The sequence below is a fragment of the Aromatoleum buckelii genome, from assembly GCF_012910785.2.
In the GTDB taxonomy this organism is placed as follows: domain Bacteria; phylum Pseudomonadota; class Gammaproteobacteria; order Burkholderiales; family Rhodocyclaceae; genus Aromatoleum; species Aromatoleum buckelii.
The window spans coordinates 316,798-342,085 of record NZ_WTVH02000009.1 but is presented as its reverse complement, the minus strand read 5'-3'; the positions used below and the strand labels follow the sequence as shown (position 1 = coordinate 342,085).

Here is a 25,288-nt window from a genome sequence, read left to right as displayed (position 1 = left end):
GGGTTGAGCCTGTCGAAGCCCTACCAATGCCCTTCGACAGGCTCAGGGCGAACGGTTGTATTTGATTGCCGCCTTAATAACAACCCCTTTCTACGTTTTCTGATTTCGCCCCCTCTGCTTGGCGCGGTACATCGCCGCGTCGGCACGGCCGAGCAGGCTTTCCACGTCGCGGCCGTCATGAGGATACAGGCTGCAGCCGATGCTGCCGGAGATCGTGGCGGACTCGGCTCCGAGTTGAAAAGGCTCGCGCAAGGTGCGCAAAATCTTGTTGGCGACCGCTTCCACGTGCCTGCGGTGCGTCGGGCCATCGAGCAGCACCACGAATTCATCCCCGCCCAGCCTGACGACCATGTCTTCCTCGCGCACGCAGTCGGTAAGACGCTTTGCGACATCGACCAAAAGCGCGTCGCCACAGGCGTGTCCCATCGTGTCGTTGACCGCCTTGAACTGGTCCAGGTCCACGAAGAGCAGCGCAAAGTTTTCATGTTTGCGGTGCGCCCGCGCGATCGCCTGCCTGGTTCTGTCCATTAACAAGTTGCGGTTCGGTAGTCCGGTAAGCACGTCGTGATCGGCGGCGTGTATCAGCTGTTCGGTAAATCTCTGTGCCTCCGTCACGTCACGAAACACCGAGACTGCGCCCACCAGTTTCCCAAGGCGGTCTAGTAGCGGTGTGGCCAGTTCTTCAACGACGTACTTCGCTGTGTCCTTTCCATACAAGACATATTGCTTCCTTTGCGGCGTGGCCGAATGCAGGCTGTCTTCGAGCGCGGTGGCAATGCGCTCGCCTTGATCGTCGAAGCATTCGAACACTTCGTTCGGTGCGCGGTGCAGGACATAGTCGAAACGCTGGCCGAAAAGTTGTTCCGCCGCAGGATTGAGATATTCGATGCGACCGTCTGCGTCGATCAAGGCGACGCCTTCGCCGATGGAACTCACGGTCGTCTGCAGCCTGTCCTTTTCCTCGAAAAGCCGTTCTTCGGCACGCTGGCGTCGCGTGACTTCCGCTTCCAGTTCCTGTTTGTCGAACCGCAGATGCAATGAAGTGCGAATCACGCGGTGGAAAGTCCACGCGGAAAACGACATCGCCGCGAGGAAAATCAGCGTCATGGCGCCCATCGCCGTCTGCAACGGCGTGTGCAGCGTCAGATATTGAATGGCAAGCGGCAACAGGGCAGGCAACAGGAACGCCAGGCAGGCTTCCATTCGTGGCGCCAGTACGGTGACGCCCCCTGCGGCCATGCCGGCTAGAACAAAAGCGACGAACACCTGATGTGCGATCGAATCGGGCGGGAACAGCACCCAGCCCGCGGTCCCCCAGACAATGCCGGCGGCCGCCGCGCCGATCGAATAGGCGATGTTCCAGAAACGAGCTTCCTGCGCGCCCCGCTTGACTCTGCGATAGCGCCAGGTCACCAGGACCCGGAGCGCGGTGACGAGCAACAGGCAGCCATACCAGGCCAGCACCACGGCAAGGGGAATGAATGCCAGCTGGACGTAACCGAGGATCGCGCCGTTGATCAGCGTTGTGCTATAGGCGAGAGGCGCATTCTCATAGAGCAGCTTTACCTGTTCTGCATACACTGGATTGGGCGCGCGTTTTTCGCTGGCCCCGTGTCTCATTTTACGGAGGAAATCGGGGATCACGATCGGCCTGCCGCAGCGGGCGTAAAGCTGGAGGGACTGTACATCTTGTTATTATCGGACTCGCCCCCGTGGGGCGACGGCGTTGCAACAATCGATTACCGCCCGCATGCGGGCGCCGTTCACTGCCCCTGACTGTCACCTTGCGTAGGAGAGCGGCGGATTGGCGACGTAACGGCCGTTCCGTTCATTCATGCCGTCGTATTTCGGCCGACTCGCCGCGGTCGACGACACCGGGCAGCGGGGACGTGGGCCGCGGGAACCTGCCTTTCAGCGCGTCGACGCCGGCCTGCGGGCGGGCAAGCGGTTGCAGTTCGGCGCGTTCGCGACGTTTCGCGGCGCTATCGACCTCGAGTCGCCGGTCGCGCTGCTCGACGAGGCCGGACTGCGCCTCGCCGTCGCGGTTGAAAGACCACGCGAGCCGCGGCGGCCCCAGCGGCAGACTGTCGCCCGCGCCGCCGTGTGCGCCGGTGTTCCACACGTGCCACGTCTTGCCATAACTGTTCATCTTGCCCTTCATCAGGGCCTTCTCCGCAGCCTCGGGGATGCCGGGCGCGATCAGCTGGCCGGAAAGGATTTCGCCGTTGTGCGGATGCCACAGCGGCTTTTCATCTTCGGGCAGCGTCTCGAACAGCTTCGCCGAGATGATGTATTCGACGCCGTTGAGGTTCGCGCCCGCTTCGTTGCCGTCGAACAGCACGCACTGCGCGAAATCCTCGTTTACCTGGTGGCAGAAATGATGCGCCTCCATCTGGTGTTCGGGATCATCCTTGAGGGGATGAAAACCGGACAGGTGGATATCTATCGGCGCCAGCGGCGAATTGCCCTGCAACATCCGCGCGCCCGCTTCGAGCACTGTCGTTTTCGCAGATTTCTCCTCGCCCGGAGGTTCCGGGGAGGGTTCGGCAGCGCCGGCCGGCGCGAGCAGCGGGACGAAGCCGCCTGCGACGAACAAGGCGAGGCTGCGGCGAAGCATTCGGCGGAAGGACATCGGGGTCTCCTGCAACGGTCCGGACGCAGCGCGCACCGAAAGCTGGAATTGCCGACACGCGCGAGCTGCCGTTCGCCGGCAAGCCGCGTTCCCGGTTGAAACCGTCGATTGGCGCCGAGGCGTGTGCCGCTCAGGCCGAGGCGCGAGACGCGGCCGCCAGGTCCCGCAAATCGACGACTTTCGCGCCGCGCATCGCCTTCACGAGGATGCGGTACGCGTCCAGTTCGAAACTCGGCCGCCCCGCCTCGAGGAGCGCGTGCAACTCGACTTCCGACGACGCCGTTCCGAGGTAACACCAGCTGTCGACGACGTGCATCGCGTCGCCTTCGCGGATGCCGACCGGACCCGGATATGGCCAGTGCTCGAGCCGCAGGTCGTGCAGCGCGAGCATCAGGCGGGCGCCGTGCAGCCGCTGCGACTCCTCCCCGGCGCAGGCGCCCTTGCAGCGGTGCAGCTGGTGCGTGAAACAGCGTCCGCCGCCGGCGGGCTTCTCCAGGCCGAGCAGTGGCGGACACAGCTGCTGCTCGGCCGCGATCTTGCGCAGGGCCTCGATCGCCGCGCGGCGCGTGCGGAACAGGCCGTAGAGGTGCTCCTGGCGCCCGAAATCGAGGTCACTCGCATGGACCAGCTCCGGTCGCCAGCCGCCGTCGGCTTGCGGCTGGAGTTCCCAGCTGCACAGTTCGCGGCTGCGGCGCAGCTTGCGGTTCATCGTCGGCAGCAGCGACTTGATCAGTTCGGCTTCCTTCAGCAGCGCGCCGATCTCGCCCGCGGTGACGATCCAGTCGATGCGCCGCACCTGCTGCGAAAGCGTCATCTCCCGGCTGTTGCGGTGATCGGCACCGAAATGCGCCAGCACACGCGTGCGCAGGTGCTTGCTTTTGCCGATGTAGAGCGGCAGATCGTTTTCGCCGTAGAAAAGATAGACGCCCGGCGCATCGGGGATCGCGTCGATCGCGTCGAAGCCGAGATGCGGCGGCAGCGCCGGACGGCCGAGGAGTTCGCGCAGCATCGGCTCGAGGTGAGCCGCGCCGAACTGCCGATGCACGCGCTGCCAGAATTGCCACAGTGCCTGTGCATCGCCGAGCGCCCGATGCCGCGCTTCGACTTCCAGCCCGTGCCGCGCGATCAGCGCATCGAGGTTGTGTCGCCGCTCCTGCGGATAGAGGCGGCGCGACAGCCGCACCGTGCACAGCACTTTCGGCCGGAAATCGACGCCCAGTCGCCGGAACGCCGCGCGGATGAAGCCATGGTCGAAGCGCGCGTTGTGCGCGACGAAAACCCGCTCGTGCAGCCGGTCGAAGACCGTTTCGGCGAGTTCGGCGAAAGTCGGCGCGTCGGCGACCATGTGGTTCGAGATGCCCGTCATCCTTTCGATGTAATCGGGGATGCGGCTGTCGGGCCGCACGAGGCTCGACCACTCCCGCACCCCGTCTTCGTCGACTTCGATGATCGCGATTTCGGTGATCGAGTCGTGCGACGCGGTGGTGCCGGTGGTTTCGATGTCGACGAACGCGAGCCCCGCGGGGCGCAGAAAGTCGGGGATCAGGCAGGTAGGCGGATCGAACACGGTTTCCCGGTCCTCGTGGAGGGTTCGCAGCAGTTGGCCAGCCAAGTTCAGCCCCGGCCGAGGCGACGGTACAGCGTGCTGCGGCTGATGCCGAGCGCGCGCGCGGCCGCGCTGGCGTTGCCGCCATGACGGGCGAGCGCCGCCTGCAGTGCCGCGTCGCCCGCGGCTTGCGGCGCGGCATCGTCGCGCAGCGTGTCGGGCAGATGGGTCGGCGTCAGCAGCGTGCCGTCGTCGACGAGCGCGAGCAGCGTGCGCAGCAGGTTGTCCAGCTGCCTGAGGTTGCCCGGCCATGGATAGCGGCGGATGAACGCGGCCAGCTCCGGCGACAGCGTGATGCCGCGCTGCGCGCCGCCGTGATCGGCGAGCAGCGCTCCGGCGATCTGCGCGACGTCGCCGCGCTCGCGCAGCGGCGGCAGCCGCAGCGGGTAATGGCCGAGCCGGTAGTAGAGGTCGGCACGAAAGCGCCCGGCGGCGACTTCGTGCGCGAGGTCACGGTGAGTCGCCGCGACGATGCGCACATCGACCCGCTGGCCGGCACCGCCGCCGAGCGGCTGCACGACCCGCTCCTGCAACACCCGCAGCAAGCGCGCCTGCAGGCTCGCCGGCATGTCGCCGATCTCGTCGAGAAACAGCACGCCGCCGTCGGCCTCGCGCAGCCGGCCCTTGCTGCCTTGGCGACGAGCACCGGTGAAAGCGCCCTCCTCGTAACCGAACAGCTCCGATTCGATCAGCCCTTCGGGAATCGCCGCGCAGTTGACCGCGACGAGCGGGCGGCCGCGGCGACTGCAGTCGGCATGCAGCGCCTGCACGAAGCGCTCCTTGCCGACGCCAGTCTCGCCGAGCAGCAGCACCGGGATGTCGGCGTCGAGCAGGCGGCGCGCGGTGTCGAGCAGGCCCGCCGGCAAACCGACGTCGAGTCTGTCGGCCGCCGCGTTCGCACGCCCGGCGGATGACGTTTCGCGGCTTCTCGCCGGCGGCTGCCGCGGGACTGCGAGTTCGCCCGGTGGCCGCGCGAGCAGCAGCCGCGCCGACAGCACGCCGCCCGCGTGGCGCAGTGATGCGACATGAGTGCCGTGACGGCTGAGCCAGTGTTCCAGACTTTGGCCGCACAGGTCGACGAAACGGCTCCGGCCGAGCGCCGTCCGGTCCAGCCCGAGCGCCGCGAGGGCGCCGCGGTTGGCTGCGCGAAGCACGCCCTCCTCGTCGAAGCCCAGCCGACCGCAGCGCGGCGTGCCGAGCAGCGCCGGCTCGGACGCGAGCCGCAGCTCGTGCAGCCGCGCAGCCTGCCGGTCGAACAGCCGCTGCTCGATATGGCGCACTGCCGCTTCGACCTGCAGCCGATGCGCGTCGTGCAGCCGGCGCGGCTGGCCGGAGACGTCGATCACGCCGAGGAGTTGCCCCTGCGGGTCGTGGATCGCCTGCGCCGTGCACGACAGCTGCCGGTTACGCTCGAGGAAATGCTCTCCACCGCGCACGGTCGCCGCACCGCCGAGCACGAGCGCGGTACCGATCGCGTTCGTCCCGCGCACGTCCTCGCGCCAGTCCATGCCGGGCGTCAGCGCGACGCGTTCGGCGCGGTCGAGGAAGTCGGGGTGGCCCATCTCGTCGAGGATCAGGCCGCTACGGTCGGCGACGATCAGGACGTGGCCGTCGTCGAGCACGCTGTCGAACAGCGCGTCGATCGTCGGCCGCGCGAGTTGCAGCCAGTCGGCGTTCTCGTCGCGCAGAGCCGACAGCTCGGACTCGGTGAGCCGCGACGGCGGCCGCCAGCGGCCGACATCGAGCCCGAGTCCTTGACAGCGGCGCCATGAGCGCAGGATCGATTCGGGCACGCTGCACGGCGGCAGATCGGCGCCGTCGAGAAAGCGTCGGCGGGCTTCGGTCAGGGAAAGCGGCGTCACGGGGAACCTCGTCCAGGGTGTCTCGCGACAGGTGTCCCGGGCTGCGACACCTACACGAAAGTCGTAGGCGCGATTATGCGCCGGCTGGACGCCCAAAAAAGAGGCGAATTTCGGCCGCCTTTTTTGCGGCGCAATATCGCTGCCCCGTAAGCCCCGCTGCGCAAGGAACGTCTCATGCTGCACTGCATGATGCGTGCCAGCTGGCACGCTCCGTGCGCTGTGTCCTCTGCATCCGCAGCGATGCGTCCAATACAGGAGGAGCACGATGAACAAGCTTGACCCCGCCCGGTACGGCCTGAACCTGAAAGGCCGCTACGGCAACTACATCGGCGGCCAGTGGCTGCCGCCGCTCGCCGGGCGCCACTTCGACAACATCACCCCGATCACCGGCAAGCCGCTTTGCGAGATTCCGCGCTCCGACGAGCAGGACGTCGAGCTCGCGCTCGACGCCGCGCACAAAGCCAAGGCCGCGTGGGGCCGGACGAGCGCCGCCGAGCGCGCAGGGGTGCTGAACCGCATCGCCGACCGCATGGAAGCGAACCTCGAGACGCTCGCGCAGGTCGAGACCTGGGACAACGGCAAGCCGATCCGCGAGACGCGCGCGGCCGACATCCCGCTCGCAATCGATCACTTCCGTTACTTCGCCGCGTGCGTGCGTGCTCAGGAAGGCAGCCTCGGCGAAATCGACAACACCACGGTTGCGTACCACTTCCACGAGCCGCTCGGTGTCGTCGGCCAGATCATCCCGTGGAACTTCCCGCTGCTGATGGCGGCGTGGAAGCTCGCGCCGGCGCTCGCCGCGGGCAACTGCGTGGTGCTCAAGCCGGCCGAGCAGACGCCGCTGTCGATCCTCGTGTTCGCCGAGCTCGTCGGCGATCTGCTGCCGCCAGGCGTGCTCAACATCGTCAACGGCTTTGGCGTCGAGGCCGGCAAACCGCTCGCGTCGAGCAAGCGGATCGCGAAGATCGCCTTCACCGGCGAGACCGGCACCGGCCGGCTCATCATGGGCTACGCGAGCCAGAACCTGATCCCGGTTACGCTCGAGCTCGGGGGCAAGTCGCCGAACATCTTCTTCGACGATGTCGCGGCGAAGGACGACGCGTTCTTCGACAAGGCGATCGAAGGCTTCGTGATGTTCGCGCTGAACCAGGGCGAAGTGTGCACCTGCCCGAGCCGCGCGCTGATCCATGAATCGATCTACGAGCGCTTCATCGAGCGCGCGCTCGCACGCGTCGCCGAGATCCGCCAAGGCAACCCGCTCGATCCGGCGACGATGATCGGCGCGCAGGCGTCGCGCGAGCAGATGGACAAGATCCAGAGCTACCTCGCGATCGGGCGCGACGAAGGCGCCGAGCTGCTCGCCGGCGGCGAGCGCGCGCACCTCGACGGCGAGCTCGAAGGCGGCTTCTACATCCAGCCGACAGTCTTCCGCGGCCACAACAAGATGCGCATCTTCCAGGAGGAGATCTTCGGCCCGGTGGTGTCGGTGACGACATTCAAGGACCGCGACGAGGCGCTCGCGATCGCGAACGACACTCCGTTCGGGCTCGGCGCCGGCGTATGGACGCGCAACATCAACACTGCCTTCCACATGGGCCGCCACATCGAAGCCGGCCGCGTATGGACGAACTGCTACCACGCCTACCCGGCGCACGCAGCGTTCGGCGGCTACAAGCAGTCGGGCATGGGCCGCGAGACGCACAAGATGATGCTCGATCACTACCAGCAGACGAAGAACCTGCTCGTCAGCTACAGCGAAGACAAGCTCGGCTTCTTCTGAGCGCAATTCAAATCACGACAACGGGGCGCAAAGCCCCCTTTCATTCCGCATCCAAAGGAAATCGAACCATGAGCACGACGACTTTCTTCATCCCCCCGGTCAACCTGATGGGCGCCGGCTGCCTTGCCGACGCGATGGCCGCGATCCGCAGTTACGGCTTTCGCCACGCGCTGATCGTCACCGACGCCGGCCTCGCCCGCGCCGGGGTCGCCGACAAGGTCGCGGCCCTCCTCGCGGAGCAGGACATCCAGGCGACGGTGTTCGACGGCGCGAAGCCGAACCCGACGGTAGGCAACGTCGAGGCCGGCCTCGCGCTGCTGCGCGACAAGCAATGCGACTGCGTGATCTCGCTCGGCGGCGGCTCGCCGCACGACTGCGCGAAAGGCATCGCGCTCGTCGCGACCAACGGCGGGCGGATCGGCGACTACGAAGGTGTCGACCGCTCCGCCAAGCCGCAGCTGCCGCTCGTCGCGATCAACACGACCGCCGGCACCGCGAGCGAGATGACGCGTTTTTGCATCATCACCGACGAGGCGCGCCACATCAAAATGGCGATCGTCGACCGCAACGTCACGCCGATCCTGTCGGTCAACGACCCGACGCTGATGGTCGCGAAGCCCGCCGCGCTGACTGCCGCGACCGGCATGGACGCGCTGACGCACGCGGTCGAAGCCTACGTGTCGACCGCGGCGACGCCAATCACCGACGCGTGCGCGCTGAAGGCGGTAACGCTGATCGCGGCGAACCTGCGCTGCGCGGTCGCCGACGGCAATGACCTCGACGCGCGCGAGCAGATGGCCTATGCGCAGTTCCTCGCCGGCATGGCGTTCAACAACGCATCGCTCGGCTATGTGCACGCGATGGCACATCAGCTCGGCGGGTTCTATGACCTGCCGCACGGCGTGTGCAACGCGGTGCTGCTGCCGCACGTCGAAGCGTTCAACGCGAGCTTTTCGGCCGCGCGCCTTGCAGACGTCGCGCGCGCGATGGGCGCCGACGTCGATGCGCCCGACGACGCCGCGGCGGCAGAGAGTTGTCTTGCCGCGATCCGCCGCCTCGCTGCCGATGTCGGCATCCCGGCCGGGCTGACGCAGCTCGGCGTCAAAGCGGAGGACATCCCGACGCTCGCCGCGAACGCGTTGAAGGATGCCTGCGGCCTGACGAACCCTCGCCCGGCCACGCAGGCCGACATCGAGGCGATTTTCCGCGGCGCGCTGTAACGGCGAAAGGACGAAAGGCGGCGGCCTGCGCCGTCTTCTCGTCGTCCCGACCGGGGGCGGCCGCATCGGCCTCCCCCTTCGCGTCTCGAAGCCGTACGGCGAGAACGCGATCAGGCGGATTCTCGAGTCGCCCTGAGCCGCAACCGCAGTACGCGCCTCAACGCGGCCGCAGCTGGATCGCCTTGTACTCGAGGAATTCCTCGAGCCCGTACACCCCGTTCTCGCGCCCGAGTCCCGACTGCCGGTAACCGCCGAACGGCGCAAGGGGATTCCACGGCGCGCCATTGACATCGACTTGGCCGGTACGGATGCGGCGCGCGACCGCGAGCGCATGTTCGTCGGTGCCGGCCCACACGCTGCCGGCGAGGCCGTAGATCGAATCGTTCGCCAGCGCGATCGCATCCTCGTCGCCGTCGTGCGGCACGATCACGAGCACCGGGCCAAAGATCTCCTCCTGCGCGACCGTCGCTTTCGGGTCCTCGACGACGAGCACCGTCGGCGCGACGAAGAAACCGGCGCCCGCAGGCGCCGCGTCGACGCCACCACACGCGAGGCGCGCGCCTTCGTCGAGGCCGCGACGGATGTAGCCGACGACGCGGTCGCGCTGCACCTGTGACACCAGCGGCCCGAGGCGGCTGCCTTCGGCGAGCGCCGGGCCGACCTTGAACGACGACGCCGTGGCCGCGGCGAGCGTCGCCGCCTCGTCGACTTTCGCCCGCGGCACGATCATCCGCGTATGCGCCGAGCACGTCTGCCCGGAGTTCAGCAGGCAGTTCGACACCGTGCCCTTGACCGCCGCGGCGAGATCCGCGTCGTCGAGCACGATCGCCGCGGACTTGCCGCCGAGTTCGAGCGCGACTTTCTTCACCGTCGCCGCCGCAAGCTCGGCGACCCGCCGCCCGGCGCGCGTCGAGCCGGTGAAAGACACCATGTCGACTCGCGGGTCGGACGCGAGCACTTCGCCGACGACCGGACCGTAGCCGGTGACAAGGTTGAAGACCCCGGCCGGCAGCCCCGCGGCCTCGATGATCTCGGTGAGAATGAACGCGTTGATCGGCGCGACTTCGGACGGCTTCAGCACGACGGTGCAGCCCGCGGCGAGCGCCGGCGCGACTTTCAGCGTGATCTGGTTGAGCGGGAAGTTCCACGGCGTGATCGCGCCGACGACGCCGACCGGCTCGCGCACGACGAGCGAATTGCCGACGCGCGCTTCCCATTCGAACTCTCGCGCGAGCGTCGCGTAGTGCTGCCAACTCCACAGCGGGCCGCCGACCTGGATGCGGGATGCCATTTTCAGCGGCATGCCCACTTCGTGCGCAATCGCCTCCGCAAGTTCGTCACTGCGCGCCTGGAAGCCCGCGGCGATGCGTTCGAGGTATTGCGCACGTTCGGCCGGGGTCGTACGCGACCACGAGCCGAACGCTGCGCGCGCCGCGGCGATCGCCGCTTCGGCGTCCGCCGGCACGCCTTCAGGGATGCGGGCGTAGACCGACGCGTCGCTCGGGTCGATGACGTCGATGAAGCCGCTGCCTTGCGCAGCGATCCAGCGGCCGTCGATGAAAAGCTTGTCGCGTACCAGAGTCATGGAGCAGTCCTCGACTGGAAGGAAAACCCGTCGACCATAGCAACCCGGTAACGTTGCACGCCGGGGTCGCAACAGTCGAACGGTCAGGCGGCGCTCAGTGCTCCTTGCCGTCGATCCGCGCCTGCAGCAGGAAAGGCGTATAGCGCCACGCGAGAAGACCGAAGCAGGCCGCCCAGCACAACGCGGAAAGGTCGATCCACAGCACGTAGCGAGCCGGGTCGAGCTGCGTCAGCACGATGCGCAGCACGAAGCCCGCGAGCATGATCCATAGCGCAAGCTTGTCGGCCGGCTCGAACACCACTTTGCGTCCGGTGTGGCCTTTCGAGATGCGTACCAGCATTGCCGGGATCACCAGCCCCATCGTGCCGAACGTGAACACATGCAGCGCCAGCGCGCCGATCCATGGCGATGCTGCCCAGATGTCGAGCGCGGCGAGCAGCAGCTGCGCGATGATCGCGAGATAGCCGAGATACATGACTGCGAGTTCGAGCCGGCGCAGCCCGAGCTGCGGCTTCCAGAACACGAAGCGGATCGCCAGGAGCAGCGCCAGCACGCACGAGAGCGTCGCCGCGAGCGACGGCGGCATCAGGCCGGCGAGCGCGAGCGACACCGCGAGCAGCTTGATCGCGGTGTCGAGCAGCGGATGGCGCAACAGTTCGACCTGGAAAATGCCTTTCATGAACTGCGTCAGCGTGCGCTCCATCATCACGAGGAACGCGACGCGGAACAGCCCGAGCGCCATCAGCCAGCCGGCGCGGAAGTGCTCCGGACTCAGGATCAGGTACTTCGCGAGCAGGAAAGCGGGCAGGATCAGCAGGAAGAAATAGTTGTCGCGGCGAAAGCTGTCGGTCGCGCGATGCCGGACGAGCGTCCACAGCAGCGTCGCGACGATCGCGACGAGGAACGCGACGTTGGACAGCGCGAACAGCGCGGGCGGCCAGCTTCCGCCGAAAAACATGCCGATCCGCTCGACCAGCCATAACGCCACGAGCAGCATCAGCGCCGGTCCGTGATGGCCGCGGATCTGGACCCAGTTTTTCGAGGCCGTGAGCAGGAAACCGCCGATGACCGCCCAGCCGAAGCCGAAGAACATCTCGTGCGCGTGCCATTGCACCGCGGAAAAGCGATGCGACGGCAGCGCCGCGTGATCGGCGAAGATGGCCGCCCATGCCAGCGGAAACACGATGCCGGACAGGCAGGCGAGGATGAAGAAAGGCCGGAAGCCGACCAGCCATACGGGGTGCGTGGAGAATTTCATGCTCAGCGTCTGGGTGCGTGGCGCTTGTGCGGACAGGAATGGACGGAAACTGCGAAACCGCGCGGATCATAACCCGTGATCGCGAACAGGCGGGTGCGGGAATACACTTTATCGCCGCTGCGCTGACCCGCTGCCGCCCGCAGCCAGGCTGAAACGACAAGGAAAACCCGAATGCCCAGATTTGCCGCGAACCTCGCGATGCTGTTCAACGAACTCGATTTCCTCGACCGCTTCGACGCCGCTGGGCAGGCCGGCTTCAGCGGCGTCGAGTTCCAGTTCCCGTATGCGCTGCCGAAGGAGGCGATCGCCGAGCGGCTCGACCGCGCCGGTCTCGTGCAGGTGCTGCACAACCTGCCCGCGGGGAACTGGGAGCACGGCGAGCGCGGCATCGCGTGCCACCCCGACCGCGTCGGCGAGTTCCAGGACGGTGTCGGATGCGCGATCGAGTACGCGCAGGCGCTCGGCTGCGCGCAGCTCAACTGCCTCGCCGGCATCGCCCCGGCCGGAGTCGACGCGAACACGCTGCATGAGACTTTCGTCGCCAACCTGCGCTTCGCCGCAGACAAACTGTCCGAGGCCAGCATCCGCCTGCTGATCGAACCGATCAACACCTGGGACATCCCCGGCTTCTATCTGAACCGCACCGCGCAGGCCGCCGCTCTCATCGACGCGGTCGGCTCGGACAACCTGTTCATCCAGTACGACATCTACCACGCGCAGCGCATGGAAGGCGAACTCGGCAACACGATCGCGCGCTTTCTGCCGAAGATCGCGCACATGCAGGTTGCCGACACTCCGGGACGCCATGAACCCGGCACGGGCGAAATCAATTTCGCCTGGCTGTTCGCCCACCTCGACCGCCTCGGCTACGACGGCTGGATCGGTTGCGAATACCGCCCGGCCGCGGGCACGACGGACGGGCTCCGCTGGATCGACGCGCTCGCCGGAGCCCGTGCCGGAGCCTGACCCGACGCCCGAAGGGAGGCGACGACGCGGCTCGCCTGATCGCCGCGAAGCTCGGCAAGCCGGCACCGCCGCAGTCCCGATGCAAAACGCGTGACGCTCGGCTGCACTCTGTGTTACACCGCCGGCAGTGCAACCACCCTGTTCCCGCCCCCGGAGATTCGCCGATGCAAACTCTCGCCCGCCTGCTCTGCCTTGCCGCCCTGTGCGTCGCCGCGACCGCGTGCAGCAAGGTCACTGTCGAAAACTACGACAAGATCAGGGTCGGGATGACGTACGAGGAGGTCAAGCAGCTGCTCGGCGCGCCGAACCACTGCAGCGACGTGATGACGGTGAAAAGCTGCACTTGGGGCGACGAGAAGCGGCACGTGCAGGTGAGTTTCGTCGCCGATCAGGTGGTGCTGTTCAGCTCCGAGAACCTGCGCTAGCGGCGCGGGCCTGCAGCTGCCGGCCGCGCAGCGCGATGGCGCTGATCAGGCCGAGCGCGACGGCGATGCACAGCATGCCGAAGGATTCGGCTCCGCTCGGGCGCTCGCCGAGTTCGACCCAGCCGCTCAGCACGCCGACCGCCGGGATTGCGAGCGACGACAGCCCGGCAAGGCCGGCGGGCATGCGGTCGAGGATGAACACCCACATCAGCCACGCAAGCCCTGTCGCCAGCAGGCCGTTGTAGACCAGCGCGGCGATGAAATACGGCGTCAGGCGCGACGGCTCGGAAGGCAGCCACCACGCGATGACGCACAGTACCAGCGAACCCAGCAGCATCTGCCACGCGGTCAGCGACAGCAGGTCGACCGGGGTGCTTGCGCGCAGTCGCTTGAGCACGATCGCGCTCGCTGCCCACGCGACGCTGCCGAGCAGCGCCAGCATCGTGCTGAAGAGATCCCCTTGCGGTTTGGACGGGTCGAGGATGAAGACGAGGCCGACCAGCGCCAGCGCGACGGCGACCCACTGCAGGCCGCGCACCCGTTCGCCGAGGAACACCCACGCCATCGGCAGCAGCCAGAACGGCATCGCATAGACGAGCACTGCCGTCTTGCCGGCACCGCCGCTGACGAGCGCCCACTGGATCAGCGCCGTGAAGGCGGTCGTCTGCAGCAGGCCCAGCAGCAGCGTCGGGCCGAGGGCGACCGGCCGCAGCGAGCGGCCGCGCAGCGCGAGGACCGCGAACAGCGCCAGCGCGCCGAACAGCGTGCGGATCGCCGAGAAGTCGAACGGATCGGCATAGCGCATGACGTTCTTCATGACGACCCAGTTGTAACCCCAGATCAGCGACAGCAACACGAGGATTCCGGCCGCGAGTTTGAGTTCGAGATTCTTTTTCATTGTCCGCCCTGTTGGAACGTCTTCGCGAGCCTGCCATTCGATGTTTTCGAGGTGCCGGAAAACGGCGCCCTGCTCGCGTCGCGATTCGCCTGGCCCCACGCGCCCCGCCTGACCCCGCGGCACCTTCGGTTCGACGCGGTGTCACTACAGCAACTCGCAATCCACCACTCGCCGATGCCGCTGCCCCCGGAGAACCCCCGAATGCTTCGTACTCTCAACGACCTGTTCCGCTCGCTGTTCGACTCCCCTCCCTCCGCCGACGAACCGGCCAGCCAGCACACGCTGCAACTGGCCACCGCCGTACTGCTCGTCGAGGTGATGCGCAGCGACGCGAAGATCGGCGCGCAGGAACGCCACGCTGTGCTTGCGGCCTTGCGCGACAAGTTCGCCCTCGCCGACGACGAACTCGAGCGCCTGTTCGAACTGGCCGAAACGCACGCCACCGAAGCGACCGATTTCCATCATTTCACCTCGAAGATCAACAAGGGTTTCAGCGCCGAACAGAAATTGCGGATTGTCGAATTGCTGTGGCAAGTCGCGCTCGCCGACGGCCACATCAGCCATCATGAAAACCACCTGATGCGCAAGCTCGGCGACCTGCTCCACATTCCTCACGCCGCCTACGTCGCCGCGAAGCAGCGCGCCCGGCAGCACATGGACGTGCCGGACGCGCCAGCCGATCCCTGATCGCACCGTGATCACGCGTCACCGCGGCCGCGCGCAGTTGCAATGTCAGGGCTGGATCACGGCTCGACGACGATGCGCACAAAGGCTCCCGAAGCGATTTTGAATTCGCCCACAACAAGGAGGGCGCCGCCACGGCGGGGCTCATAGACGTCAACGTGCACATAGCCGGGACGGTCATGAGGGTGTCGGATCGCCCAAGCGCCCGGAGGAACCGACCTGCAGTTTCCCGGTGGCGGTTGCTGGCCTGCCGGACGATCGGGGTACCAGATCCGGCATTCGCCAGGAGGCGGATAGTGGCCCGGCGGAATGCTCAGGCGGGTGTAGCCGTGTTCGTGGAAGTAGGAACTTTCTCTGTCGTCGTCGCGACGCTTTTCACTCTTCCACTCCCGCTCCGACGAGTAGCTGCCACGCTCGCGTCCCTTGCCCGACTCGTCCTTGCCTTCGTCCGCTCCCGCTACCGGAGCAGCCAAGGCGAGGATGGCGGCGAACAGCACTTGCAGAGATGGCATAAGCATGATTTGTCCCGGAAAAATCAATATCAATATCAGCACCGACCGGCTTTGCACCTCCGCCCGTCAGTACAGCCGGGCGAAAATGAAGAAAGCGCGACTCACGCCCGATTGAATGCTTGGCTAAAATCGGCCTTGAGGTCTTCCAGATGCTCGAGGCCGATCGACAGGCGGACGAAGTTCGGAGCGATGCCAGCGGCCTTCATCTGCTCCTCGTTCATCGTGCCGGACCACATCGCCGCGGTGTGCACGGCCAGCGACTCGACGCCGCCGAGGCTCACGCCGTGGGTCGCGAGTTCGAGCGCGGCAACAAACCGCTGGGTCGCGTCGAATCCGCCCCTGACGGCGAACGCGATCACCGCACCGTAGCCTTTCATCTGCTTTTTCGCCAGCGCGTGCTGCGGATGGCTCTCGAGGCCGGGGTAGAACACCTGCTCGACCTGCGGCTGCGCTTCGAGCCAGGCGGCAAACGCTAGCGCCGTCGCGTTGATCCGCTCGATGCGCACCGGTAACGTGCGCAGGCCGCGCAGCAGCAGCCACGCATCCATCGGCGACAGCACTGCGCCGAGCGTGACGTGCATGCGCCAGATGCGCTCGGCGAGCGCTTCCGAGCAGCACACGACGCCGGCCATCAGGTCGTGGTGCCCGCCGAGATACTTGGTCGCGCTGTGCACGACGATGTCGATGCCCAGCGCGTGCGGCTTCTGGTTCAGCGGCGAAGCGAAAGTGTTGTCCGCGATGGTGAGGATGCCACGGCTGCGTGCGAGGGCGGCGACCGCTTCGAGGTCCGTCAGCACCAGCGTCGGGTTCGCCGGGGTTTCCAGCATGATCAGGCGGGTGTTCGGCCGGATCGCCGCTTCGATCGCCGCGAGATCGCTCTGCTCGACGAACGAGACGCTGACGCCGAACTTCGGCAGCACTTCGTCGAACAGCTTCGCGGTGCTCATGTAGTGGCGTTGCTGCGCGATAACGTGGTCGCCCGCCGAGACCAGCGCCAGCACCGTCGTGCTGATCGCCCCCATGCCGGACGCGGTCAGCAGCGCGGACTCAGTGCCTTCGAGCTCGGCGAGGATGGCCTCGACGCGCTGGTGCGTCGGGTTGCCGTAGCGCGTGTAAAAGCCCGGGTGGCGCGGCGTGTTCGCACGCTCGGCGAAGTCGTGGGCGTCGGCCGCCCTGAAAGTTGCGGTGTAGTAGATCGGCGCGACGATTGCGGCATCGTCGGAGAGATGCGCATCGCCGTGCAGCACGCGCGTCTCGTCGTGCCATGCAGGGTTCGCGGAATCATTCGTTCTGCTCGGGGTGTTTGTCATGTCCATCCGGGGGTGTGTGGATTGTCTGCGCATTTCGTCGATTGCCGGCCAGCCGTTACATCCGGCCCAGATCCTCGATCGCGTCGACGACCATCCCGGTGCCGACCGCGATCAGCAGGATGTCGGCAGCGACCCGCACGTAACGGTGGCCGCGCGGCGGCACGCCGAGTTCGACGACGATCGCCGGCGGGAGATCGTAATAGATCACGTCCCGCGGCAGCGGTCTGCCAACCGACCATTTTTTCGCCTGGCCCGGCGGCATGCAGCCGTTGCCTTTTTTCGCCAGACCGGGCGGGCAGGAGCCGGTGCGGACCCGTTCGGAATAATATTCGCGGACGACGACGCGTTCCCGGTCGCCGAAACGGATGTTCACGCGCGGCCGATCGCTGTCGCGATGGCGGGAAACCCGGTCCTCACCGCGCCGCTCACGGTAGTCGCTGTCCCCGCGCCGCTCGTGATCGTCAGCGCGCCGCGGACGATCATCGCCGCGCCGCTCGCGTACATCATCGCGGCTGCGCCGCTCGTTCTGCTGCTTGTCCGGCTTGCCGCCGCCTGCCCATTCCGGCTTGTCGGCGAGCGCCGCGCCGGCCGCAAACGTCGTGATCAGCGCGACGCCGATCAGAAAACTGCTCCTGCGCCTGCTCCCATGTTGCATGGCCGATCTCCCTGAAAGTTTGTTGTGTGCGGCGAAAAACCCGGGGCCGAATCAGTCCACGACCCGGAACCGCAGCGTGCCGACCATCTGGCCCGCCTCCGTCAATACCTGCACCTGCCAGCGCCCGACCGCATTATCGGGAAAATTCCTTTTATGCGTCCAGGATCGGTAGCCTCCTTCCCGGCCACCCGTGATGTCGAGCGCGATACGATCGACTTCGATTCCCTCATGCTGCCACACATGGTAGACCCGCTCGTCCAGCCCGCGCGGGGCGCGGATCGCGGTGTAGGCGAAGAGCCCCGTCGACTGCAGTTGCGCGCCCGTCACGGTCCCGAGGCTCTCGGCCGGCGTGCGGTCGTCGAGGCTCACGGTAACCGCGACATCGGTGAGCCACAGCGTGGCTGGCGGTATCCACGAGCGCGCCAGCCAGCCAGTCGCCCCCAGTGCCAGCGACAATGCGCCCAGCGCCGCCCACCGCCCCCACCCGTCGGACGGCACGTTGCGCGACAGGCTGGGCAATGACAGCACCACCGCGACGGCGATCGCCAGCTTGTAGCTTTCGGGAGTCGTCAAGTGAAAGAGGATCGGCAGCGCGGTGAGAAGCACGGCGAACAGCGTCAGCGTATGGTACGCGAGGTAGGTCCAGCGGCGCGGCGCGAGCCATTTGTAATAGACGGGATCGACGATCGCGACGAGCGCTGCGACGAGCAGCAGCGCGGAAAAGAATGCCTGACCACTGTTCCACGCGGTCGTCACGAAAAAGAACGGCACGACGAAGAACAGGCTCTCCTGGTGGATCATCTGCGTTGCATAGCGCAGCACGCCCGCCGGCAGCTCATGCCCGAAGCGGCGCGCCAGGCTGCGGCTCAGGACGTTCTCCAGCACCAGCCACGTCCAGCTCAGCAGCATCAGCAGCGGGATGACGCGCGCGAACTCCTCCTGGCGGTCGACGAGCACGAAGCTGGCGATGCCGGAGACAAATCCGAACAGAGCGAGGAGTCTCGGGTGACGCTGGACCAGCCCGACGAGGCGACGAAGACGCTCTTTCCAGATTGACATGAACTTGCGAAGGGGGAGGATCGGGCGACAGAGTTCCGTACGACCTGCCCCACCATCATTCCCGCCGCCGGCAAGACAACGGGAACAACACGCATCGGCCGATCGTGCGGCTTTTTACCCGCTCCTTCCCCGCTTCGCAAGCGCAGCATCCACGTGCGCCCAGTGCGCGCCGGCCCTCGGGGGGGCCCGGCAATCGGCGCCGTGCCCTGCGCCTTCGAACTCACCCCCGCCGGGCCGCACGCTCGTTCAGCAGATCCGCTCCCACAGGCAGGTTTCTTCTTCGAGCCGGTCCAGTTCCAGGCCTTTGAAATCGCCGCGCGAAACGACGCCGACGACGGTGCCGTCATCGACGATCGGCAGATGGCGATAGCCGCCGTCGCTCATCATGCGCAGCGCGTCGATCGCGGTGCATTCGCCGGCGATCGTGTCCGGGTCCGGCGTCATCACCATCGAAAGCGGCGTGCCCGGATCGCGGCCTTCCGCGATCGCCCTGACCACGTCACGGCCGGTCAGAATGCCGGTGAGCCGCCCTTCCTCGATGATGAGCACCGCACCGACGCTACGTTCCCGCATCGCCTCGCACGCGCTCCGCATGGTATCGGCAGGCGCGAGCGTTACCGGGCTGTGATCCTTCACGATCAGGTCAAGACAACGATTCGTCATGATTCTCTCCACACTGTCAAAAATTGCTCGAGGTTCACTTCAAATGTAGTCGACAGCGACGGTGAAGACAGCCCGCGTGCGGCGAACGATGACGCAGGTCAACCCGATCGATACATCGGCAGCAGGCCGGAGCGACGACCGGGAGCCGTGCGAAAATGAACCGTTGCATCTCCGCATTCTCGAATCCGTATGGATACGCTGACCCACGCCCTGTCCGGCGCACTGGCCGGGCGCTTGCTCGCGCGACGCCCTTCTCCCGCATCGACGCCGGCTGCGAAGCCTGCTCCGCCGGTATGGCAGGCGGTTGCTGCCGGCGCTGCCGCCGCGGCATTCCCGGATCTCGATTTCGTCCTCGGCTACCTGTCGGACATCGCGTATCTGCGCGGCCACCGTGGCGTCACGCATTCGCTGTTGCTGTTGCCGCTGTGGGGAATGCTGCTCGCGTGGGTGTTCGCCGCCGTCGCGGGCCGTCATCGACACGCGCGGCCGGACTGGCGCACGTTTTACGGCATCACCTGCGCGGCGATCCTGATCCACATCGCCGGCGACCTCATTACCCAGTTCGGCACGATGATCTTCGCGCCGTTGTCGGATCGCCGTTTCGGCCTGGGCACGACCTTCATCATCGACCTTGTGTTGACCGGACTGCTCGTTGCCGGCCTCGCTGCGAGCGCAGTTTGGCGCCGCAGCAAAGTGCCCGCCGCAGTCGCGCTGGTGCTCGTCGCAGGCTGGGTGGGTGTCGGAGCGGTCGGCCGCGGCGAAGCGATCGAGGCGGCTCGCGCATATGCGGCCGAGCACGAAATCGAGCCGGTGGTCGTCGATGCGGCGCCGCGCCCGGCCTCACCGTTCAACTGGACAGCGATCCTGTTCGACGGCACGCGCTATCACTACGCCCATCTCAACACTCGCCGCAGCGAAGTGCTCGAGGCCGGGCCGGATGACAACTTCATCCGCCGCCTCTCGGCACCGTACAAGCCGGTGGCGCTGGCGCAATGGGAGACGCGGCCGAAGTTCGGCGGCGGCAACGTCGAAGAACTGGCGCGGGAAGTGTGGGCGGCCGACGAGTTCGCTTTCTACCGCTGGTTCGCGATGTTCCCGGTGTTCGATCATGCCGAGATCGCCGCGGTGAACCGCTGTGCCGGCTTTGGCGACCTGCGCTTCGAGATTCCGGGGCGCGGTGACGCGCCGTTCCGCTACGGCCTGTGCGGCCGCGCAGAGGGTGGCGAAGAGCGCACCGGCTGGCGCCTGTACGAGCTCGTGACTGGCGGCCGGCGCTGGATCGATATGAATTATTAAGGCGGCAATCAAATACAACCGTTCGCCCTGAGCTTGTCGAAAGGCCCTGCCGAGGCTTCGACAAGCTCAGCCCGAACGGTATCTGGTTGCCGGGTTAACGCGCTAATAGATGAATAGAGGTTGCGGCCCCGCAGCACGCCCGGGAGCGCGCTACGGGCCGGGGTTTACCTGAGCAGCGCGTTCAACGCTTCGAGCGCCTTGCTGCCCGGACACAGATACGCGTCACCGAGCTGGTTCAGCGGCTTTTCGACCGTGTTGAGGTGGCTGTGCATGTCCTGCGCGCTGCTGTCGACGTACAGGAGACCGGTGACGATCTCGCCGAGCGCGTGGCGCTCCTGCAGGTGGTTGATCGCGCCGATGCGGTCCGACGGGTCGTAGTCGACGTCGAGCTTCCTCAGGTGCAGGATCGAGCCGTCGTGCTGCACGATGCGGCGCAGGCTGCCCGGCGGATACGACGTCTCGATCGGGTCGCGCGGCAGGATCACTTCGACGCGGTTGACCGCTTCGTTGTGCTGGCGCACGTAGTCGTAGCTGCGCGTCGAACCGCTGTGGTTGTTGAACGTCACGCACGGGCTCAACACGTCGATCAGCGCCGGGCCATTGTGGCGCAGCGCCCCTTTGATCAGCGGCACGAGCTGCTCCTTGTCGCCGGAGAAGCTGCGCGCGACGTAAGTCGCGCCAAGCTGCAGCGCGAGCGCCGCGAGGTCGATCGGGCTGTCGCTGTTGAGGACGCCTTTCTTGCTCTTCGAGCCTTTGTCGGCGGTCGCCGAGAACTGGCCTTTGGTCAGGCCATACACGCCGTTGTTCTCGACGATGTAGGTCATGTTCACGCCGCGGCGCATCGCGTGCGCGAACTGGCCGATGCCGATCGACGCCGAGTCGCCGTCGCCCGACACGCCCAGGTACAGCAGATTGCGGTTGGCGAGCGCAGCACCCGTGAGCACCGAGGGCATGCGCCCGTGCACCGAGTTGAAGCCGTGCGAGTTGCCGAGGAAGTAGTCGGGCGTCTTCGACGAGCAGCCGATGCCCGAGAGCTTGGCGACTTTGTGCGGCTCGATGTCGAGGTCGAAGCACGCCTGCACGATCGAGGCGCTGATCGAGTCGTGCCCGCAGCCGGCGCACAGCGTCGAGATCGCCCCTTCGTAGTCGCGGCGCGTGTAGCCGAGCGCGTTCTTCGGCGCGTCGGCGCTGAGGAGTTTCGGTTTGGCGAGATAGGTCATGAGGCCACCTTGCGGATCGGACTGATTTTGCGGTCGGACAGGGCATCGGCGATTCGGCTGCTGATGAAGCGCGCGGTGATCGGCGAGCCGTCGTAATGCAGCACGCGCACGAGCTTCTTCGGATCGATCTCGCCTTCGTTGATGAGGAGCGAACGCAGCTGCCCGCTCTCGTTCTGCTCGACGACGAACACCTGCTCGTGATCGGCGATGAACTGCATGATCTCGTCGCAGAACGGGAAGCCGCACACGCGCAAGGTGTCGACGTGGATGCCGTCGGCTTCGAGCAGCGCGCTCGCCTCGGCCATCGCGGGACTCGTCGAGCCGTAGTGGATCGCACCGAAGCGCGTCGGCTGCGAGGCCGCGTGCAGCACCGGTGCCGGCACGAGGTTTTTCGCGGTGTCGAATTTCCTCCGCAGCCGCTCCATGTTGTAGACGTAGTCGGCGCCCGACTCGCTGTACTTCGCGTACGCGTTGCGCGTCGTGCCGCGCGTGAAGTACGCGCCTTTGGTCGGATGCGTGCCGGGAATCGTGCGATACGGAATGCCGTCGCCGTCGACGTCGAGGTAGCGGCCGAAGTCCTTGCCCGCTTCGAGCTCTTCGTAGGTCATCAGCTTGCCGCGGTCGTAGCGGCGGCTGTCGTCCCAGTCGAACGGCTTGCACAGCGATTCGTTCATGCCCATGTCGAGGTCGGACAGCACGAACACCGGCGTCTGCAGGCGGTCGGCGAGATCGAAGGCGAGCGCGCCGAACGTGAAGCATTCGTAAGGGTTTTCCGGGAACAGCAGCACGTGACGCGTGTCGCCGTGCGACGCGTACGCGCAGGCCAGGAGATCGGACTGCTGCGTCTTCGTCGGCATGCCGGTCGACGGGCTGCCGCGCTGCACGTCGAAGATCACCGCCGGAATCTCGGCGAAATACGCGAGACCGAAGAATTCCTGCATCAGCGAGATGCCGGGGCCGGAGGTCGCGGTGAAAGCGCGCGCGCCGTTCCACGCCGCGCCGATGACCATGCCGATCGACGCGAGCTCGTCTTCGGCCTGCACCGCCGCGTAGCGCGCATGCCCGCTGTCGGGGTCGGTGCGGTACTTGCGGCAGTAGCTCGTGAAGGATTCGATGACCGACGTCGACGGCGTGATCGGGTACCAGCCGGTCACGGTCGCGCCGCCATACACGGCGCCCAGGCCGCACGCGCTGTTGCCGTCGATGAAGATGCGGTCGCCGACGGCGTCCGCGCGCCGGATCGTCAGGCCGATCGGACACGGCAGGTACGCCCGCACATAGTCGTAGCCGAGGCGCAGCGCATGCACGTTGGCCTGGATCAGCGGATCCTTGCCGCGGTAGCGATCGACGATCAGCGCTTCGGCGACGCCGAACTCCATGTCGAGCAGCGCGATCAGGGCGCCCACGTACATGACGTTCTTGAACAGCTGGCGCTGGCGCGGATCGGTGTATTCGCGGTTGCACATCGCCGTCAGCGGCACGCCGAGCACGGTGATGTCGTCGCGGAACTTCGAGGCCGGCATCGGCTTCGTCGAGTCGTAGAAGAGATAACCGCCGGCATCGAGGCTCGCGACGTCGCGGTCCCAGGTCTGCGGGTTCATCGCGATCATCATGTCGCAGCCACCGCGCGCGCCCAGCCAGCCCGCTTCGGACACGCGCACCTCGTACCACGTCGGCAGCCCCTGGATGTTCGACGGGAAGATGTTACGCGGCGCGACCGGCACGCCCATGCGCATGACCGCGCGCGCGAACAGTTCGTTGGCCGAGGCCGAACCCGAACCGTTGACGTTCGCGAACTTGATGACGAAGTCGTTGATGCTTGCGATCGATTGTGCGCTTTTCATGACCTGGGCGCCTCCGCTCCGGCTTGTGCTACGTCGATAGTGAATTTCTGCATGTCCCACGCCCCGGTCGGGCAGCGCTCGGCGCACATGCCGCAGTGCAGGCAGACGTTCTCGTCCTTGACCATCACCCGCCCGGTCTTGAGCCCTTCGGCGAGATACAGCGACTGCTCGAGGTTCTTCGCCGGCACCTTGAGCCGTGCGCGCAGCTCGTCCTCTTCGCCGTCGGTCGTGAACGTGATGCATTCGGTCGGGCAGATGTCGACACAGGCGTCGCACTCGATGCACAGCTTCGGCGTGAACACCGTCGCGACGTCGCAGTTCAGGCAGCGCTCGGTCTCGCCGCATGCGAGCTTCAAGTCGTAGCCGAGTTCGAATTCGAGCTTGATGTCCTTCAACGCCTCCTCGAGCGTCTTCACCGGCACTTTGCGCCGCGCTTCCTCGGACACGTGGTTGTCGTAGCTCCACTCGTGGATGCCCATTTTCTGGCTGACGAGATTGACGAGCGGCCCGGGGCGCTTGGTCAGCGGTTCGTTGCGGCAAAAGAGATCGATCGAGATCGCCGCTTCGTGGCCTTGCGCGACTGCGGTGATGATGTTCTTCGGTCCGAGCGCCGCATCGCCGCCGAAGAACACGCGCGGCAGCGTCGACTGCAGCGTCGTGCGGTCGAGCACCGGCATGCCCCAGCGGTCGAACTCGACGCCGATGTCGCGCTCGATCCACGTGAAGGCGTTTTCCTGGCCGATCGCGAGCAGCACTTCGTCGCATTCCATATGCACGTCGGGCTCACCGGTCGGCACGAGCGAGCGGCGCCCGTCGGCGTCGTATTCGGCCTGCACCTTCTCGAACAGCACGCCGGTCAGGCGCCCGTTGTCGTGCGTGAATTCCTTCTGCACGAGGTAGTTGTGGATCGGGATGCCTTCGTGCAGCGCGTCTTCCTTCTCCCACGGCGAGGCTTTCATCTCGTCGAAGCCGCTCCTGACGACGACATGCACTTCCTCGCCGCCGAGGCGCCGCGCCGAACGGCAGCAGTCCATCGCGGTGTTGCCCCCGCCGAGCACGATGACGCGCCGGGCGATCTTCGTCACGTGGCCGAACGCGACGTTGGCGAGCCAGTCGATGCCGACGTGGATGTTCGCCGCGGCCTCTTTGCGGCCCGGCAGGTCCGCGTCGCGACCGCGCGGCGCGCCCGTGCCGACGAACACCGCGTCCCAGCTGCCGGCAAGGAGTTCACGCAGACTGCCGATCCATTCATTCTGGCGCAGCTCGACGTCGAGACCGGCGACATAGCCGCACTCTTCGTCGATGACGCTGTCGGGCAGGCGGAACTTCGGGATCTGGCTGCGCATCATGCCGCCGGCCGACTGGCCGCTGTCGAACACGGTGACGCTGTAGCCCTGCACCGCCAGATCGCGCGCGACCGTCAGCGAAGCGGGACCGGCGCCGACACAGGCGATGCGCTTGCCGTTCTTCACCGTCGGCGCTTTGGGCAGCAGTTCGTGGATGTCTTCCTTGAAATCGGCCGCGACGCGCTTCAAGCGGCAGATCGCGACCGGTTCCTTGTCGACGCGCCCGCGCCGGCACGCCGGCTCACAGGGGCGGTCGCAGACGCGCCCGAGAATGCCGGGGAACACGTTCGAGCGCCAGTTGAGCATGTACGCGGCGGCGAAATCTCCCGCCGCGATCTGGCGAATGTATTCGGGGACGGGGGTGTGGGCCGGACAGGCCCACTGGCAGTCGACGACCTTGTGCAGGTAGTCGGGCGCGCTGATGTCGGTCGGTTTCAAGTCTGTTCTTCCTGTCCGAAAGATTGCGG

Annotated in this window: 21 protein-coding genes; 6 read left to right on the top strand and 15 right to left on the bottom strand. The window is 66.5% G+C overall.

What is annotated here, in order from left to right; all coding sequences use genetic code 11:
- Positions 1-90 precede the first annotated feature (90 nt).
- From GO608_RS07735 to GO608_RS07720, 4 genes are all read right to left on the bottom strand, one after another.
- A complete protein-coding gene (locus tag GO608_RS07735; protein ID WP_247002941.1) occupies positions 91-1,644 on the bottom strand; it encodes a sensor domain-containing diguanylate cyclase in 1,554 nt (517 codons plus the stop codon).
- Between the two features lie 184 nt (positions 1,645-1,828).
- Positions 1,829-2,632, bottom strand: coding sequence for an OBAP family protein (locus GO608_RS07730; protein ID WP_169199823.1), 804 nt, complete (start codon positions 2,630-2,632; stop codon positions 1,829-1,831).
- Positions 2,633-2,762: 130 nt separating this feature from the next.
- Positions 2,763-4,199 (bottom strand): 3'-5' exonuclease family protein, encoded by a 1,437-nt coding sequence (locus tag GO608_RS07725; RefSeq protein ID WP_425532299.1) that lies wholly within the window; start codon positions 4,197-4,199, stop codon positions 2,763-2,765.
- Positions 4,200-4,246: 47 nt separating this feature from the next.
- Positions 4,247-6,100 (bottom strand): sigma-54-dependent Fis family transcriptional regulator, encoded by a 1,854-nt coding sequence (locus GO608_RS07720; protein WP_169199824.1) that lies wholly within the window; start codon positions 6,098-6,100, stop codon positions 4,247-4,249.
- A 265-nt stretch (positions 6,101-6,365) separates the two neighbouring features.
- Between GO608_RS07720 and adh the strand changes: the two genes are divergently transcribed.
- Together adh and yiaY are read left to right on the top strand one after the other, a co-directional pair.
- Positions 6,366-7,880: an aldehyde dehydrogenase gene (gene adh / locus GO608_RS07715; protein ID WP_169199825.1), complete on the top strand. Its 1,515-nt coding sequence runs from the start codon at positions 6,366-6,368 to the stop codon at positions 7,878-7,880.
- Between the two features lie 68 nt (positions 7,881-7,948).
- Positions 7,949-9,100 carry an L-threonine dehydrogenase gene (gene yiaY, locus GO608_RS07710; protein WP_169199826.1) on the top strand — a complete coding sequence of 384 codons (1,152 nt, stop codon included), beginning with the start codon at positions 7,949-7,951 and terminating at the stop codon, positions 9,098-9,100.
- 157 nt (positions 9,101-9,257) lie between these two features.
- On the opposite strand, the gene GO608_RS07705 is transcribed toward yiaY, so the two are convergent.
- Both GO608_RS07705 and GO608_RS07700 read right to left on the bottom strand, forming a co-directional pair.
- Positions 9,258-10,685: an aldehyde dehydrogenase family protein gene (locus GO608_RS07705; protein ID WP_169199827.1), complete on the bottom strand. Its 1,428-nt coding sequence runs from the start codon at positions 10,683-10,685 to the stop codon at positions 9,258-9,260.
- 94 nt (positions 10,686-10,779) lie between these two features.
- Positions 10,780-11,943, bottom strand: a complete 1,164-nt coding sequence (locus GO608_RS07700; RefSeq protein ID WP_169199828.1) for an NnrS family protein — start codon at positions 11,941-11,943, stop codon at positions 10,780-10,782.
- A 171-nt stretch (positions 11,944-12,114) separates the two neighbouring features.
- Here GO608_RS07700 and hyi point away from each other — a divergent pair, with 171 nt between their 5' ends.
- Positions 12,115-12,909: a hydroxypyruvate isomerase gene (gene hyi / locus GO608_RS07695; protein ID WP_169199829.1), complete on the top strand. Its 795-nt coding sequence runs from the start codon at positions 12,115-12,117 to the stop codon at positions 12,907-12,909.
- Positions 12,910-13,073: 164 nt separating this feature from the next.
- Positions 13,074-13,334, top strand: coding sequence for an outer membrane protein assembly factor BamE domain-containing protein (locus GO608_RS07690; RefSeq protein WP_169199830.1), 261 nt, complete (start codon positions 13,074-13,076; stop codon positions 13,332-13,334).
- On the opposite strand, the gene GO608_RS07685 is transcribed toward GO608_RS07690, so the two are convergent.
- A complete protein-coding gene (locus GO608_RS07685) occupies positions 13,312-14,232 on the bottom strand; it encodes a DMT family transporter (RefSeq protein WP_169199831.1) in 921 nt (306 codons plus the stop codon). The two genes, GO608_RS07690 and GO608_RS07685, sit on opposite strands and share 23 nt — an antisense overlap.
- A 201-nt stretch (positions 14,233-14,433) precedes the next feature.
- Here GO608_RS07685 and GO608_RS07680 point away from each other — a divergent pair, with 201 nt between their 5' ends.
- Positions 14,434-14,919, top strand: a complete 486-nt coding sequence (locus GO608_RS07680) for a tellurite resistance TerB family protein (RefSeq protein ID WP_169199832.1) — start codon at positions 14,434-14,436, stop codon at positions 14,917-14,919.
- Between the two features lie 56 nt (positions 14,920-14,975).
- Here GO608_RS07680 and GO608_RS07675 read toward each other — a convergent pair whose 3' ends face one another.
- The 5 genes from GO608_RS07675 to GO608_RS07655 form a co-directional block, all read right to left on the bottom strand.
- A complete protein-coding gene (locus GO608_RS07675; protein WP_169199816.1) occupies positions 14,976-15,470 on the bottom strand; it encodes a hypothetical protein in 495 nt (164 codons plus the stop codon).
- A gap of 59 nt (positions 15,471-15,529) precedes the next feature.
- Positions 15,530-16,738 (bottom strand): trans-sulfuration enzyme family protein, encoded by a 1,209-nt coding sequence (locus GO608_RS07670; protein WP_169199833.1) that lies wholly within the window; start codon positions 16,736-16,738, stop codon positions 15,530-15,532.
- A 55-nt stretch (positions 16,739-16,793) separates the two neighbouring features.
- Complete coding sequence (locus GO608_RS07665; RefSeq protein WP_211159524.1) at positions 16,794-17,393, bottom strand: RcnB family protein; 600 nt, start codon at positions 17,391-17,393, stop codon at positions 16,794-16,796.
- Positions 17,394-17,444: 51 nt separating this feature from the next.
- Positions 17,445-18,452, bottom strand: coding sequence for a DUF5924 family protein (locus tag GO608_RS07660; protein ID WP_169199834.1), 1,008 nt, complete (start codon positions 18,450-18,452; stop codon positions 17,445-17,447).
- 246 nt (positions 18,453-18,698) lie between these two features.
- Positions 18,699-19,115: a CBS domain-containing protein gene (locus tag GO608_RS07655; RefSeq protein WP_169199835.1), complete on the bottom strand. Its 417-nt coding sequence runs from the start codon at positions 19,113-19,115 to the stop codon at positions 18,699-18,701.
- 189 nt (positions 19,116-19,304) lie between these two features.
- Between GO608_RS07655 and GO608_RS07650 the strand changes: the two genes are divergently transcribed.
- Positions 19,305-20,411, top strand: coding sequence for a metal-dependent hydrolase (locus tag GO608_RS07650; RefSeq protein WP_169199836.1), 1,107 nt, complete (start codon positions 19,305-19,307; stop codon positions 20,409-20,411).
- Positions 20,412-20,575: 164 nt separating this feature from the next.
- Here GO608_RS07650 and GO608_RS07645 read toward each other — a convergent pair whose 3' ends face one another.
- The 3 genes from GO608_RS07645 to GO608_RS07635 are packed head-to-tail and all read right to left on the bottom strand — an operon-like array spanning position 20,576 to position 25,259.
- Complete coding sequence (locus tag GO608_RS07645; RefSeq protein WP_169199837.1) at positions 20,576-21,631, bottom strand: 2-oxoacid:ferredoxin oxidoreductase subunit beta; 1,056 nt, start codon at positions 21,629-21,631, stop codon at positions 20,576-20,578.
- Positions 21,628-23,475 carry a 2-oxoacid:acceptor oxidoreductase subunit alpha gene (locus GO608_RS07640; protein WP_169199838.1) on the bottom strand — a complete coding sequence of 616 codons (1,848 nt, stop codon included), beginning with the start codon at positions 23,473-23,475 and terminating at the stop codon, positions 21,628-21,630. Before GO608_RS07640 ends, GO608_RS07645 begins: the two co-directional genes overlap by 4 nt.
- Entirely contained in the window at positions 23,472-25,259 is a 1,788-nt protein-coding gene (locus GO608_RS07635) for an FAD-dependent oxidoreductase (RefSeq protein WP_169199839.1), read from the bottom strand. Before GO608_RS07635 ends, GO608_RS07640 begins: the two co-directional genes overlap by 4 nt.
- Positions 25,260-25,288: the final 29 nt, after the last annotated feature.